We start from the raw sequence: 15475 nt of genomic DNA, 5'->3' as shown, positions 1-15475 counted from the left end.
CTTGACGGACGTTCACGATTGCAGGGATTGACTGCACCGATATGGAGCGGGCCGGTTCGCCTCATCGAAAGCGCGAAGCAGATCGGCCTCCCGCTTCTTCGCACGCTCGATGTGGCGTTCCTTCACATGGCCGAAGCCCCGGATCTGTTCGGGAACGCCGGCAAGCGCGATGGCTGCGGCGAGATTTCGCGATGTGAGTTCCCGCATGAGACGATCCAGCAAAACCTCGTATCCGGCCATGAGCGCACGTTCGCGACGACGCTCGGCCGTGCGCGAAAAGATGTCGAACCATGAGCCGCGCCAGCGACGCATATGCGCCAACAGTGGCAACACCCTGAAGATCCAGGGACCGTATCGCTTCTTGAGGAGGTGGCCGGTGGCCGGATCCCGGCTGGCCAGGAGTGGCGGAGCCAAATGCAGCTCCAACCGTTCGTAGCTCTCGAATTGTGCTGATAGCTGGCGCTGGAACGAACCGTCGGTATAGAGGCGCGCCACCTCGTACTCGTCCTTGACCGCCATGAGCTTGAAGAGGCAGCGGGCCACGGTTCGTGACAACGCTTCGCTCGAATCGTCGACACTGCGCTCGGCATGGCGGACTGCTGCCACCCGGTTGCAATAGCGCTCGGCATAGGCCCGATCCTGATAGGCCAGCAGGAAAGATGTTCTTTGGGCAATCATGTCATCGAGGGTCTGCTCGCATGCCTGCGTCTCCAGCCCGGCATATCGTGCCACCGCATCAGGATCATGGGCGGCATACCGGCCCCATTCGAAGGCCTCCCTGTTGAGGTCCACGGCGACATTGTTGAGCTCGATGGCGTGCAGGATCGATTCCCGTTGCAACGGCAGGAGGCCCAGTTGCCATGCATGGCCCAGGAGCAGCGCGTTGGCCGCTATGGCATCGCCCAGCAGTCGTTCGGCCAATCGTGTCGCATCGAGCGGATGCATCGCCAGCTTGCCCACGGCACCCTCGATGTCCTTCTCAAGACGTTGGGCCGGGAACTCCAGGTCCGGATTGTGAATGAAGTGCCCGGTCGTGGTCTGCTCGGTGTTCAGCACGATCCGCGTCCGGCCATGCCGCATCAGCGGAATGACCGTGGGACCGGCCGCAACGACCAGATCGGCGGCGATCACCAGATCCGCTCCGCCATGTGTCAGTCGAGGCGAACCGGTTCCGGCCGGATCAGGGGCGAGCTTGAGGTGCGAGACAACGGCTCCTCCCTTCTGGGCCAGTCCGATCATGTCGAGGCCGGCCACGCCCTTGCCCTCGATATGGGCGGCCATGCCCAGCAGGGCCGCTATCGTGACCACGCCGGTACCGCCGATGCCCACGACCAGAATGCCCATCGTCGCCGTCAATCCGGGCAGCGTCGGTACGGGCAATGCGCCCAATGCGCTCACCTCCTGCCGCGCCGGCTTGCGCAGCTTTCCACCATGGACACTGACAAACGACGGACAGAAGCCCTTGATGCAGGAATAGTCCTTGTTGCAGGCTGACTGGTCGATGCGGCGCTTGCGCCCGAAATCGGTCTCAAGGGGCTGAATGGCGACACAATTGGATTGCACGCCGCAATCGCCGCAACCTTCGCAGACCAGATCGTTGATGAATATTCGCTCATCTGGGTCGGCCAAGCGTCCGCGTTTTCGGCGCCGCCGCTTCTCTGCAGCACAGGTCTGGTCATAGATGATGACGGTCACGCCTGCGATCCGGCGCAACCGTTTCTGCACTTCCATGAGATCGTCCCGATGGCGGACCCTGACACCATGGGGGAAGCCCGCGGCGATGGGATATTTGCCGACGTCGTCGGTCACCACGACGGTCTCGGCCACACCTTCGGCTGCGAGCATGCGACAGATCTGCGGGACGGAAAGGTTGCCCGTTTCCATCTTCTGGCCGCCGGTCATGGCCACCGCATCATTATACAGCAATTTATACGTAATGTTCTGGCCGCTGGCGATTGCTGCCCGGATGGCGAGGGATCCCGAATGGAAGAATGTGCCGTCACCGACATTCTGGAAAATGTGGCCGGTCTTGCTGAAGGGAGCTTCTCCGCACCATGATGCCCCCTCCCCCCCCATCTGGGTAAAGCCGAACGTCTCGCGGTCCATCCAGATTGTCATGGTGTGACAACCGATACCTGCCATCGCCTGACTGCCTTCCGGCACCCGGGTCGACGTATTGTGCGGGCAACCGGGGCAGAACCACGGCAAGCGCACCATGGCCGGTGTGAAACCCGAATGGGCGGACATCGCCGCCTCGATCGCCTCAAGCCTCCGCCGCAGTTGGGCATCCTCGCCCAGATCCAGAAGACGGCGGGCGATGGCCACGGCGATGATATTGGCGTCGAGGCTGCCATGGGACGGGAACAGCGGCGCTCCCATCTCGTCCTCCTTGCCGATGATCACGGGCCGCACGTCGCCGCCATAGAGCAGCTCCTTCGCCTGGCTTTCGATCAGGCCGCGCTTTTCCTCGATCACCATCGCCTTTTCCAGCCCGCGCAGGGCCGTTTCCAGCATCAGCGGTTCGAGTGGAAAGACCATGCCGACCTTGTAGATTCGCAGGCCGAGCCGACGTGCCTGGCCCTCGTCGATGCCCAGCAATGCCAGGGCCGCGACCAGATCGAGATAGGACTTGCCGCAGCTGATGACCCCCAGTTTCGCCCGCTCGTCGCCCATCACGACCTTGTCGATGGCATTGGCGCGCGCGAACGCGCGGGCAGCTTCCATCTTCACCGTCTTCAACCGGCGTTCCAGATCGACTGCGACGCGAGGCAGGGGTTTGCGGGTATCGAGATCCAGGTTGCGTTCGCCGGCTTCGATTTCGTGTTCATCTGGCAGGCGGATCGCCGGAAGGTCGGGGCCGACATCGATGCTCGCGGTGGCTTCGACCGTATCATGAATGCACTTGAGCGAAACCCAGGCGCCGCTGAAGCGCGACATGGCGATCCCCAGCAGGCCGAACTCCAGGATCTCCTGCACACCTGCCGGATTGAGGACAGGAATCAATGCGTCGACCATCGCGTATTCGCTTTGGTGAGCCGTCGTCGAACTTTCGCAGATGTGGTCATCCCCCAGCAGCAGCAGGACACCGCCATGCCTCGATGAACCGAACAGATTGCCGTGCCGGAAGGCATCGCCCGAACGATCGACGCCGGGTCCCTTGCCATACCAGATGGCGAAGACGCCGTCGAAGCGCCCTTCGCGCATGTGCCCCACCTGCTGGGTTCCCTGGCATGCCGTAGCCGCGAGGTCCTCGTTGACGGCGGGCTGGTGAATGATGTCCGAGGCCGCAAGATATCTTGTCGCCAGAGCCAGTTGCTGGTCATAGGCTCCCAGCGGCGAACCGCGGTAGCCGGTGACGAGACCGGCGGTGTTCAACCCGTTCGCACGGTCGCGCTCCTTTTGCACCAACGGCAGCCGGACCAGCGCCTGAATACCGGTCAGGAAGATCCGGCCACTGGCGAGTTCATACTTGTCGCCGAGCGTGACGGTAAGGTCTCCGGCCACCGTTTTTCCTCCCCTGTCTGCATGCCCCTTCTTAGCAGAAAAGAACCATGCAGGTCAGTCCCGGCGAGGCGGCGGCGATCTCAGGCCCGTGCGAAGGCGCGCATGTGCAGCCTCGCCATGCGTGCTCCCTGACGCCACGGCGCACCCACGGGACAGGCATGACGTGCAAGGCAGCCGCCCTCCAGGCACGTCCGGCCATGTGGACCGTGCAGATGCTCCCTGCAGCCGTCGGCATCATAGCCTTGACCGTCAAATGCGCTCACGGGACACGTCGACAGGCATGGACGCGAGCGACAATCATCGCACGGAGACGGCTCGGGTCGGTGCGCGGATAGCTGCGGGTCGGAGTCGAGGATGATCGCACCGCGCAATCCGATCCACAGTCCGTGGACCGGGTGGATCAGGAGGCCCAGCGGAGAGATGTGGAAACGCGGATCGGCCCGCCGGGCCCATCGCTGGAACGGATGATAGGGCGGTCCATCGAAAGGCAGGACAAGGTGGCCACCGAGATCCTGCGCGATTGCCCCGAGGGTCCGCCGGGTCCAGCGGTCGAGCGGATGAACGATACCGTCACGAGCTTCAGCACTGGCAAAGAAAGTGCGCTCGAATGCGGCTCCTCCGCTGCCGACAAGGACGACAAAGCCTTCCCCCGCCCCGTCGGCGGACTGGAGCGCGAACGAGCCAAGCACGATGAAGCCGGCGTTTTCGATCGGAGTCACAAGTGGCGGCAGCTTGTCCATGATGCCTCATGTCGTTGATCCCGGACGTTTTGGTTGCATTTCACGGGCATGTCGATGAGTGATGTGAACGGGTCCGAACAGGCCACGTTCACACTGTCAGGGGAGGAACTCCGATGCCACGTCAGGCCGCCACCAAAGCACCCGCCGGAATGCCTTACTCCAAGGCCGTCCGTGCCGGCGATTTCGTCTTTGTTTCGGGACAGGTACCATTTGACAAGGATGGCAATCTCGTGACCGGCTCCATCGAGGTCGAGACCCGGCAGGTCATGGACAACATCAGGTCCGCGCTGGAGGAAGCAGGCTGCGACATGGGCGATGTCGTCAAGTGTACCTGCTGGCTCGACGACGCACGCGACTTTGTCCGGTTCAACAAGATCTATGTAGGCTATTTCGAGGAGCCGCTCCCGGCCCGCTCCTGCGTCGAAAGCAAGCTCATGATCAGCGGCAAGGTCGAGGTCGAGGCCATCGCCTACAAGCCGGTGGGAGGCTGACATGGCAACGGTCAGGCTGCTCGGGCAGGACGAGGTCGAGGGCGACGCAAAAGCTGTCTTCGATGAGATCAAGGCCACGAGAAACGTGGATGATGTCAACAATTTCTGGAAGGCGATGGCCAACGATCCGGCAGCCATGCGCCAGTTCTGGGAACGCATGAAGGCCGTGATGGGAAAGGGAGCGCTGGATCCGCTGACCAAGGAGCTGGTCTATGTGGCCATCTCGATCGCCAACAGCTGCGAGTATTGCATTCATTCGCATACGGCCGCTGCCCGGGCGAAAGGACTGACGCAGGAACAGTACAACGAATTCCTGGCGGTCGTGGGGCTTGCATCGCAGGGCAATGCGATGGTGACGGCCATGAAGGTCCCGGTCGACGAGCAATTCCAGGTCTGAGACATTTGAAGAAAAGGGAGTTTCGCTCTTGAGCAAGCAGGAAATCCTGATCGTTGCCCCCATCCGCCCGAAGGCGATGGCCGCGCTCGAAGAGACCTACATATGTCATCATTACTACAAGGCACAGGATGGCGAAGCCCTTCTGGCCGATGTGGGCCAACGCATCACGGGAGCCGTATCCATCGGCGAGTATGGCGTCAGTGCAGCCCAGATGGACAAGATGCCCAATCTGGAGATCATCTCCTGTTTTGGCGTAGGTGTCGACGCCATCGACCTGCCGGCAGCGAGGGAACGCTCGGTCATCGTCACCAATACGCCGGATATCCTCAGTGAAGAAGTTGCCGACATGGGGATCGCCTTGATCCTGATGACGATGCGCAACATGATTCAGGCCGACGGCTATGTGCGCAACGGCCGCTGGCCGGCGGACGGGCCGTTCCCGCTCGGGCACACGCCGCGCGGGAAGCGGCTCGGCATCCTCGGCCTGGGGCGCATCGGCATGGAGCTGGCGCGCCGGGCCGAGGTGCTGGGCATGAGCGTGAGCTATCACAACCGCAGCGACAAGGGTGTCGCCTACACCCATGTCGATGACCTCGTCGAACTTGCACGGCAGAGCGATGTGCTGGCGCTGTGTTGCCCGGGCGGCCCGGCAACGCATGGCCTCGTCAATGCCGCGGTACTGGAGGCCCTCGGCCATGACGGGTATCTGGTGAACATCGCCCGCGGCAGCGTCGTCGACGAATCTGCCCTCGTCGACGCCCTGCAACAGGGGAAAATTGCCGGAGCGGGACTTGATGTCTTCGCAAGGGAGCCGCATGTGCCGGACGCATTGCGGCAGATGACCAATGTCGTGCTTCAACCGCACATGGCCAGCGGCACGGTCGAAACCCGTGACGCCATGGCACAACTGGTCGTTGATAACCTTGCGGCACATTTCTCTGGCAAGAAGGTGCTGACGCCCGTCGGCTGACGCTTCCCGAGGAACACCGCAAGATCCTGGCGCCGGCGATCGACCCGTCCCGTGCGAAGGGTTCCCGACCAGGCTTTCCCCGGCTCCCGGACCTTGACAGACGGGTGGTTGAATACCTGTCGCCCTGAGCGTAGACCTTTGTGAGCATTGGCGTTGTTTCGTGCCATGATTGGACTTTCATTCCTTGAAATCCTACCTTTCCTTCGTTCGTGCCGAGGCGCGGTGGCTGTTCTTCGGGGTAGTACTGACCTTTACCGGCAATCTCGGACAGACGTTCTTCATCTCCCTGTTCAATGAACCGATCCGGCAGGAGTTGGGGCTCGGACACGCCGATTTCGCCAGCCTCTATGCGATAGGCACCATTTTCGGCAGTCTGGTGCTGTTCTGGATCGGGCGGGCCATCGATCACAATCCGGTCCATCTGATCACGGGCTTCACCCTCGTGGGGCTGGCGGCGGCGGGAGCGGTGCTGGCCTCGAGCACGGGCGTTGTCACGCTTACCATCGCCTTCTTGATGCTGCGCCTGTGCGGTCAGGGCATGTCCACACATATCGCGATCACCTGCATGGCCCGCTGGTTCGCGCGCAATCGCGGCAAGGCCATCAGCATCGCCAGCCTCGGCGCACCCATCGGCGAGGCGCTGCTGCCGCCGCTGGTGGTGGTTCTGCTGGGCGCAATGCAATGGCGCGACGTCTGGTGGCTGTTCGCCACCATTGTCGCCGCGATCCTGGCCCCCTTGTGTCTGATGCTGGTCTGGCACGGCGAACGGACGCCGAAGAGAGGCATCGACGATGCCCCGTATGACGACGAGATACCGTCATGGTCGCGGGCACAAGTCCTGCGTGACCCGCGTTTCTGGCTGATGCTGCCGACCACGACCGGACCGGCCTGGATCCTTACAGCCGTGTTCTTTCACCAGGGGGTGATCGTCGCCACCAAGGGATGGGAATTTTCCACCTTCGCACTGGCCTTCACCGCCTTCGCCGTGACCAAGGTGGCCGTCGGGCTGCTGACCGGGACGGCCATCGACCGGTTCACGGCGGCGCGGATCGCTCCCCTGACCATGCCGGTCATGTGCGCCGCGCTGGTGATCCTCGCACTGTCCGCCGCGCCTTCGGGCGCCTGGCTGTTCATGACGGCGATCGGCGTCCATGTCGGCATGAACCAGACGACAATGAGCGCCCTGTGGCCGGAATTGTACGGCCGACGGTATCTGGGCGCGATCAAGGCGCTGATGATGTCGCTGGGCGTGTTCGCGAGTGCGCTGGGACCGCCGATCTTCGGCTTCGGCATCGACAACGGAATGGCCCTTCCCGTCCTGCTGCTGGGCTGTGCCGCCTATTCGTTGATGGCGACCGCCCTGACCGTCATTGCCCTGCGGCGGCCTGCGCAACGATGAGGGAATATCGACGAAGACGGATGAACACACCATTTTGTCCGGGTCACAATGTTCCGGTTGACGACGACCTGGGTCTGCCGGGATCATGCGTACCCCTCAGGCTGAGGGACCTATCCGGGGAGATTATTCATGACCATCGAGCCTGACAATTCCTGGTTGCAAGCCCTGGCCGGGCGGACCAGCCGCATGCAGGCTTCCGAGATCCGCGAGTTGCTGAAACTGCTCGACCAGCCCGACGTGATTTCCTTTGCCGGTGGCATTCCCGAAGGCGAGTTGTTCCCGCTCGACGAGGCATGTGAGATCGCCGCCAGCCTGCTCTCCGATCGCCGGAGCGGTATCCAGGCGCTGCAATATGCGCCGAGCGAGGGCTACATGCCGCTGCGCCAGTGGCTGGTCGAGTACATGGCGCGCGAAGGTGTCGCATGCACCACCGACAATATCCTGCTCACCACCGGCTCGCAGCAGGGCCTCGACCTGCTGGCCAAGCTGCTGGTCGATCCCGGCGACCGGATCGCTGTCACCGCCCCGACCTATCTGGGTGCGCTACAGGCGTTCAACGCCTATGAGCCCACCTATTCCGTTCTGGATCCGGACAACCCGGATGGCCTCGACGATGGGCTGACGGTGGCCTATCTGGTCCCCGACTTTGCCAATCCCACGGGAGAAACACTGTCATTCGAGGCGCGCAAGGCGCTGGTCGAACGACTGCGGCGAACGGGCGTACCGCTGATCGAGGACGCAGCCTATCGTGCGCTGCGCTTCGAGGGCGAGAGCGTCCCCTCGTGCCTAGCCATAGACTGTGCCGCAGCAGGCGGGATCGACAACACGATCACCGCCTACTGCGGCACGTTTTCCAAGACCCTTTCACCCGGCCTGCGGGTGGGCTGGATCTGTGCCTCGGCGCGGCTGGTGCAGAAGCTGGTCCTTGCCAAGCAGGCGAGCGACCTTCACAGCCCGCCCCTGAACCAGATGATCATCGAGCAGCTGGCTCGCCGGTGTTTCGACACCCAGGCCGCCCGCAATACCGAGGTCTATCGTCAGCGGCGCGACGCTATGCTCGACGCGCTGGAGCGGCACATGCCTGAGAGCGTGCGCTGGACCCGGCCCGAAGGCGGCATGTTCGTCTGGCTGGACATGCAGGCGGATATCGACGGGGCAGCCCTGCTGCAACGCTCGCTGGCGGAGGAACGTGTGGCGTTCGTCCCGGGCAAGGCGTTCTTCGCCGACGGCTCGGGTGCATCGACCATCCGCCTCAATTTCTCGATGAACGATGCTCCGCTCATCGAGGAAGGCATCCGCCGTCTCGCCGGTCTCATCGAGCGGATTGCGGCGAAGGGAACTACGGCCAGCGCCGCCTGACCTGCCGCCCTCCCCGGTCGCCTCCATCAGGAATCGAGTTGTTCGGCCGCTTCCTCCTGGGCGATCGAGGTGACCATGACCGTGGGAGCGGCCGTCGGGATGTAGACATACTGCCCCTGCGCATCCAGGGGTACGGAAGAACGGACCCGCGAGCGGTAGATGGCGAACAGCCCGAGTGCGCCATGAACGATCGAGATGAAGGCGAGGAAGGCGAACGGCGTGAGGACGCTCATCAACTGGCCCACGATCAGCGGACCCGCCACCATGCCGAGTCCGCTGGCGAACACCAGCGTGCTGGATGCTCCGATCATCTGGTCGCTGTCGAGATAGTCGTTGGTGTGCGCGATGCACAGGGCATACATGGGCAGGCACATGCCGCCATAGACGAAAAAGGCGACCGAGAGCGATAGCGGATCATCGAGGCCCAGCAGCAGCGCCAGGGCCAGCGCAAGCGAGGCGACGAGGGTCACCACGGTCAGCACGGTACGACGGTCGAGCTTGTCGGAGAGTTGGCCGATGGGCCATTGCAGCAGCATTCCGCCAAACGTCGCCACCGCCAGCATCATGGAAATATCGGCCACGGTGAAGCCGATGTTCCGCGCAAACACCGCCGCCATGCTGTAGAAGCTGCCCTGACTGACGCCCACGGCGACCATGCCGATACAACCTAGCGGCGAGGTGTGATAGAGATCTCCGAGGCTGAACTTGCTTGGAGCCGAGACCACCGGAGTCGGCACCGCCGACAGCAGCAGGGGAACGACCGCAAGCGATACCAGAACCGAAACGATGATGAACAGGCCGAAGCTGGCCGGATCGTCGAGGTTCAGGAGGAGCTGCCCGCAGGCCCAGGCTGAAAGCTGGACCACCATGTAGATGGACAGGAGCTGTCCGCGATGCTGATTGTCCGTCGAGGCATTGAGCCAGCTTTCGGCGATCACATAGACGCCGCTCATGCAAAACCCGGTGATGAAGCGGAGAATGAACCAGGTGAACGGCTCCGCCTGCACGGAATGCAGGAGGATGGCCGAGGATGCCACCGACGCGAGTGCCGCGAACACCCGTACATGGCCGACATGACGAACCAACTTCTGGGTGATGACCGCGCTGGCAAGGAAACCCAGCGAATAGCCGGACATGACGATACCGGTGGTCGCCGACGAGAAGTTCTCGATGACTGCGCGCACACCGAGCAGGGTGCCCTGCAGCCCATGGCCGAGCATGAGCAACCCGATGCCGACGAGTAGCGCCCAGTTGGATCTGATGGTGACAAGCATGAGCCGTCCTTGGTCCGCAACGAAACATGACACTAGTCGATGCGGGGAAAAGGCACATGCGTGCAAACGGCATGCGCGTCGCGCCGACAAAAGCATGGCGGCGCTCATATCGCCACCTGTTGGTTGCAGCCAGAGGAAAAAGGAGGCGATGTGAAGGCGCGTCTCGGAATCGACACAGGCGGAACCTACACGGATGCCGTCATTCTCTCGAGCGAGGGCGAATTGCTGGCATCGAGCAAATCGGTCACGACCCGCCACGACCTCGCCATCGGGATTCGCAACGCCGTGAGCGCCGTACTCCAGGGCCGCGATGTCGAGATTGAACTGGTCGGCCTGTCGACCACACTCGCCACCAATGCCATCGTCGAGGGGCGCGGCGGCCGTGTCGGTCTGCTGCTGGCGGGCTTCGAAGCGGACCTCATCCGCCGGGCCGGCCTCTCGACCGCCCTGGGGTCCGATCCGGTTGCCCTGCTGGAAGGCGGTCACGATGCCCATGGCGTCGAACGGCGGCCGCTCGACACGGTCGCAGCCCGCAGGCACATCGCGGAGATGGCCCGCAGCGTCGACGCATTCGCCATCACCAGCCGCTTTGCCGTGCGCAATCCGGAACATGAACGAACACTGGCCGCCGTCGTTGCGGAGATCTGCGACAGACCCTGCACCATGGGGCACGAGCTCAGTGCCCGGCTCGACGCACCGCGACGGGCGCTCACCACCGTTCTCAATGCGCGGCTGATCCCCGAGATCACTCGTCTGCTCGATGCCACCCAAAGCCTGCTGGAACAGTTCTCCATCCGGGCATCGCTCATGGTCGTGCGCGGCGACGGTTCGCTCATGCGTGCCGACGCCGTGCGGCTGAGACCGGTGGAGACCATTCTCTCCGGCCCCGCAGCGAGCGTCGTGGGCACTGCCCGGCTGGCGGGATCATCGGCGGGAGATACCCTTGTCGCCGATGTCGGCGGCACGACGACCGATATCGCCCTGCTGGAGAACGGCCGGCCGCGCATCGACCCGCGCGGTGCGATGGTCGGCGGCTTTCGTACCATGGTCGAGGCGATCGAGTTGCGCACCAGCGGCCTCGGCGGCGACAGTGCGGTGGATCGCGACGATGAAAGGCAGCTCACCCTCGGTCCGAGACGCGACATGCCCTTGAGCCTGCTCGCGGAGCAATACCCCGAAACCTTGCTGGAGATGCAAAAGCAGGCGGAAAGGCCGCTGCCGCGAGCGCTCGATGCCCGATTCGCCATGCTGGCGAACCCCGTATCGGGCACCTTGTCCAGAAGCCAGCGACAGCTCGTCGAACTGCTGGATGCAGGCCCTCGCAGCATGGAGGAGATCGTCGACCGCGATCACCTGCACATCCCGCTGAAGCGGATGGTCGAACGCGGACACGTGCTGCTGGCCGGTTTCACGCCATCCGATGCCGCCCATCTGCTTGGCTCACAACGGACCTGGAGCCGGGCTGCCGCCACCCTGGGAGCCACTCTGGAGGGACGCAAGGGGCGCAGGCAGGCTCCACTGGGCGAGACGGGCGAGGACTTCGCCCGCGCCGTTCTCAATCTCGCCCGCAAGCGCACGGCACGTGCCCTGATGGATCTGGCCAGCGGTGAGGAAAGCCCCCGCTGGCTCGACCTGCCCGCGATCGACCGCGCACTGGATCCGGAACCCGAAGGCGAATACCGGTTCGAAACCCGGCTGACACTGGGTCTCCCGGTGATTGCAGTGGGTGGCCCGGCGCCGATCTTCTATCCGCAGGCAACCGACCGCCTGTCGACCACACTCACGATTCCCCGGCACCACGTCGTGTGCAACGCCATTGGCGCCGTCACAGGCGACGTCATCCGCCATGCGGAGACGACCATCCTGCAGGTCGCCGAGGACCGCTATGCGGTACAGATCGGCAACGACCGATTCGAGACGACCGATGCCGAAGTCGCCGTCGAGCACGCGCGTGCAGCCCTGGCGCGGATGGTCCGGGCCGCATTCAGCGAGTCTGGCGGTGTGGATGCCGACATCGCGTTCGAACGCGACGACAGGAAAGCCATGATCGATACCGGCCGGGAAATGATCGTCGAGATCCGCCTGCGCGCCGTCGCCAGCGGGCGCCCGGCCATCACCTGACCACGCAGCGCCCTTCGGCCGGTGGTATGGCCGGTCAGCAGCTCGTCGCGCGCAACTCGTCCTCCATGGCCAGACGGAGCCGCGCGGCGGCGGAGCTGCGGTCGATATCGACATCGTCCCATCGCACGGGCTCGCCGTCGGCAATGTCCCGGCGAAGGCGCACATCGTGAGCCAGTCCCAAAGGGAGGTAGTTGCCTCCAACGGAGATCTTCGCCGGGCGCAGACCGCCGGCGATGGTAGCCCCTCCCTCGCCGTCGAGCATCTCGCCTCGTTTCAGGTCGCGCTTGGCAATGGCCGTCACATCGGCACGAAATTCACGGGCAACACCAGTCGGTTCCCGTTGCAGACCAACCGAAGCCACGGATATGCCCAGTTCCAGACCAATCAGATGCCACCGCCGGTAGTTGCAGCAATACCTCCCCGACGGGTCCGTAAAGACACCATATTCCTCGAAGCAATGGCGTAGATAGTCGGTATCGGCCTCGACACACACCCACACGCCCTGACGGATGTCATGGTCGATCGCGCTACCATCCTCGCGCAGGCAGGAGATGACGTCGACCATGCCCTTGTGGTCGAGCACGCCCCCCTCGTCCCGGGGCCGCATCAAGGTCGGGATATCCTCGGCCGAGCCGGGCGGGAAGACCAGTCCGCCTTCGGGCGCATCGAGGCCGCAGGCATTGGCGATGGCTGCCGATTCGATGGCGGGCTTGGATCCGTCGAGGAAGGAATTGAACATCTTGGGATTGAGCCGGCCGCGTTCGGCCTGCTCGCGGGTGAGCCCCCAATGGTCCCATACCGTATCGGGCGTCGACTTGCGATAATGCGGCAGCCACTTGTGCCCGCGACCGGCCGCCACCACCGGAAAGCCGCAGGTTCGCGCCCAGTCCACCAGGTCGCAGGTCAGCGCGGGCTGGTCGCCATAGGCCATCGAATAGACCACTCCCGCCTCGGCGGCCTTGCGGGCGAGACCATGACCGCAGAAGGCGTCGGCCTCGACGGTGACGTTGATGACATGCTTGTGCTGCGCGAAGGCCCGCAGGATGTGATCGACAGCGGCGACCGGATTTCCCGTGCACTCGATGACGATATCGATGGAGGGATGATCGACCAGCGCCTGCCAGTCATCGCCCACATGCGTCCGTCCGCCTTGCGCGGCATCATCGATGGAGACCGCCTGCATGCGCTCATCGGTCCACCCTGCAAGCACCATGTTGGAGCGGGCACCATCGACCCGCAGATCGGCGACCGCGACCAGATGGATGCCGGGCAGGCGTGTGGCCTGCGCAAGGAACATGGTGCCGAACTTGCCGGCACCGATCATCCCCAGTCGCAGGGGTTCCCCTTGTGCAGCCCGTCGCCGAAGCCCGGAAAACAGGTTCATGATCATTTCCTCCCCGGAAGAATTCCGCTCAAAGCGGCCATACCAGCAGGATCATCGGTACACCGACGGCGATGATCAACAGTTCGAGGGGCAGCCCCAGGCGCCAGTAATCGCCAAAGCGATATCCTCCCGGCCCCATGACGAGCATGTTGTTCTTGTGGCCGATGGGCGTGAGGAAGGCACAGGATGCAGCAACCGCGATGGCCATCAGGAACGGATCGGCATTCACACCCAGCCGGCCGGCAATGTCGACGGCAATCGGGGCCGCAATGACAGCGGTCGCGGTGTTGTTCATGACATCCGACAACGTCATGGTGACCACCATCAACAGGAGAAGGACCACCACCGGCGACTGTCCTTCGGCGACATCCAGAATCCAGCCGGCGATCAGTCCCGTACCGCCACTGGTCTCCAAAGCGGCACCGATCGGGATCATGGAGCCCAGCAATACGATCACCGGCCATTCCACGCTGGCATAGATCTCACGTGCGGGAAGAATACCGGTGAGCACCATCAGCACGGCGACGCAGGCCAGTGCCACGGCCAGGTAGACTACTCCCAGCGAGGCCAGGACGATTGCGGCCGCGAACATGCCGACCGCCAGCCACGCCTTGTCGCGGCGCACCACGGTGAGCCCTCGCTCCGCCAGAGGCAGGCAGCCCAACCAGTTCACGGTCTCAGGCAGGCGCTCGGCCGGCCCCAGCAACAGCAGCACGTCTCCTGCCTCGACCTGCAGGCGGCGCACCCTTTCGCGGAACCGCGTCCCCTGTCGGCGAATTCCGAGCAGATGGGTACCGAAGCGCGAAAGCAGCGACAACCCGACCGCCGAGCGCCCCTCGATCAGCGCTCCTTCCTGTACGACAACCTCGACCAGTTGCAGATCACCCGTGCCGATCAGACCGCCATCATCCTTGCCCGTGCCCAGGTATTCGAGGTCAAGCTTGCCGACCACTCCGTCAATGGCCTGCGCCGAGGCCTCGACGACAATGAGGTCGCCGGCCTCGACCTGCTGTTGCAGGCCATAGCCGGGCAGTCGCTGACCACGCCGTACGAGACCGATGACGGTGACACCGTCGTCCTCGACCTGCTCTCGCAGGTCGATCAGCTTTTGTCCCTGCGATCTGGAACCATCCTTGACCCGCAATTCGGCAATGTAGTCGCCCAGTGCGGTACTGTCGTCGATGACGTCGCCGGCATCGGGACGCGGTATGAGCCGCCAGCCTCCGGCCACGATGAACCCGACGCCGACCACGGCACAGACGAGGCCAACCGGAGTGAACGAGAACATGCCGAACGGTTCGCCGAAAGCCTTCTCGCGAAAGGCCGAGATGACGATATTGGGCGGCGTGCCGATCAGCGTAACCAGACCGCCCAGGATCGAGGCGAAGGAAAGCGGCATGAGCGACAGGGAAGGACTACGCTTGGCACTTTTCGCAGCCTGGAGATCGATAGGCATCAGCAGGGCCAGGGCCGCCACATTGTTCATCATCGCCGACAGTGCGGCAGCCAGCGCGCCCATGATCGCGATATGCGCGGCAAGACGACGCGAACTGTCGACCACCAGCCTCGCGAGAAGCTCGATCGCGCCGGAATTGGCAAGGCCGCGGCTGACGATGAGAACGAGGGCGATGATAACCGTGGCCGGATGACCGAAGCCCGAAAAGGCATCGTCCGTGGTTACAACGCCGGCAAGCAGGGCGATCAGCAATGCTGAAAAGGCCACGATATCGTATCGCCACCGGCCCCATAGCAGGAAGATGAAAACAAACGCGAGGATCGAGAACAACGTGGCCTGGTCGAACGTCAAGAACTTGGCCTTCCGCTACCTGAGGAACC

General features: G+C 63.6%; 11 protein-coding genes. 6 read left to right on the top strand and 5 right to left on the bottom strand.

The window, feature by feature from the left end:
• Nucleotides 1–12: 12 nt before the first annotated feature.
• A complete protein-coding gene (locus tag H6851_06985; protein MCB9943353.1) occupies nt 13–3504 on the bottom strand; it encodes an indolepyruvate ferredoxin oxidoreductase family protein in 3492 nt (1163 codons plus the stop codon).
• A gap of 80 nt (nt 3505–3584) precedes the next feature.
• A complete protein-coding gene (locus tag H6851_06980) occupies nt 3585–4244 on the bottom strand; it encodes a ferredoxin (protein ID MCB9943352.1) in 660 nt (219 codons plus the stop codon).
• 113 nt (nt 4245–4357) lie between these two features.
• Here H6851_06980 and H6851_06975 point away from each other — a divergent pair, with 113 nt between their 5' ends.
• The 5 genes from H6851_06975 to H6851_06955 all read left to right on the top strand — a co-directional run bounded on the left by H6851_06975 (nt 4358) and on the right by H6851_06955 (nt 8860).
• Nucleotides 4358–4735 carry a RidA family protein gene (locus H6851_06975; protein MCB9943351.1) on the top strand — a complete coding sequence of 126 codons (378 nt, stop codon included), beginning with the start codon at nt 4358–4360 and terminating at the stop codon, nt 4733–4735.
• A 1-nt stretch (nt 4736) separates the two neighbouring features.
• Nucleotides 4737–5132 carry a carboxymuconolactone decarboxylase family protein gene (locus tag H6851_06970; GenBank protein ID MCB9943350.1) on the top strand — a complete coding sequence of 132 codons (396 nt, stop codon included), beginning with the start codon at nt 4737–4739 and terminating at the stop codon, nt 5130–5132.
• A gap of 28 nt (nt 5133–5160) precedes the next feature.
• Nucleotides 5161–6102 carry a 2-hydroxyacid dehydrogenase gene (locus tag H6851_06965; protein ID MCB9943349.1) on the top strand — a complete coding sequence of 314 codons (942 nt, stop codon included), beginning with the start codon at nt 5161–5163 and terminating at the stop codon, nt 6100–6102.
• A 184-nt stretch (nt 6103–6286) separates the two neighbouring features.
• Complete coding sequence (locus tag H6851_06960; GenBank protein MCB9943348.1) at nt 6287–7501, top strand: MFS transporter; 1215 nt, start codon at nt 6287–6289, stop codon at nt 7499–7501.
• A 129-nt stretch (nt 7502–7630) separates the two neighbouring features.
• On the top strand, nt 7631–8860 hold the full coding sequence (locus H6851_06955; protein MCB9943347.1) for a PLP-dependent aminotransferase family protein: 1230 nt from the start codon (nt 7631–7633) through the stop codon (nt 8858–8860).
• Between the two features lie 26 nt (nt 8861–8886).
• On the opposite strand, the gene H6851_06950 is transcribed toward H6851_06955, so the two are convergent.
• The gene (locus H6851_06950; GenBank protein MCB9943346.1) at nt 8887–10134 is read right to left on the bottom strand and encodes an MFS transporter; all 1248 of its coding nucleotides are present in this window, start codon (nt 10132–10134) and stop codon (nt 8887–8889) included.
• A 150-nt stretch (nt 10135–10284) separates the two neighbouring features.
• Between H6851_06950 and H6851_06945 the strand changes: the two genes are divergently transcribed.
• Nucleotides 10285–12255: a hydantoinase/oxoprolinase family protein gene (locus H6851_06945; protein ID MCB9943345.1), complete on the top strand. Its 1971-nt coding sequence runs from the start codon at nt 10285–10287 to the stop codon at nt 12253–12255.
• Between the two features lie 34 nt (nt 12256–12289).
• Here H6851_06945 and H6851_06940 read toward each other — a convergent pair whose 3' ends face one another.
• Nucleotides 12290–13639: a flagellar biosynthesis protein FlgA gene (locus tag H6851_06940; protein MCB9943344.1), complete on the bottom strand. Its 1350-nt coding sequence runs from the start codon at nt 13637–13639 to the stop codon at nt 12290–12292.
• Nucleotides 13640–13667: 28 nt separating this feature from the next.
• Nucleotides 13668–15446 carry an anion permease gene (locus tag H6851_06935; protein ID MCB9943343.1) on the bottom strand — a complete coding sequence of 593 codons (1779 nt, stop codon included), beginning with the start codon at nt 15444–15446 and terminating at the stop codon, nt 13668–13670.
• Nucleotides 15447–15475: the final 29 nt, after the last annotated feature.

The sequence above is a fragment of the Geminicoccaceae bacterium genome (genome assembly GCA_020638465.1).
Lineage (GTDB): Bacteria > Pseudomonadota > Alphaproteobacteria > Geminicoccales > Geminicoccaceae > JAGREO01.
Note: the sequence above shows the minus strand (reverse complement) of the source record. Positions and strands in the feature narration are given on the sequence as shown.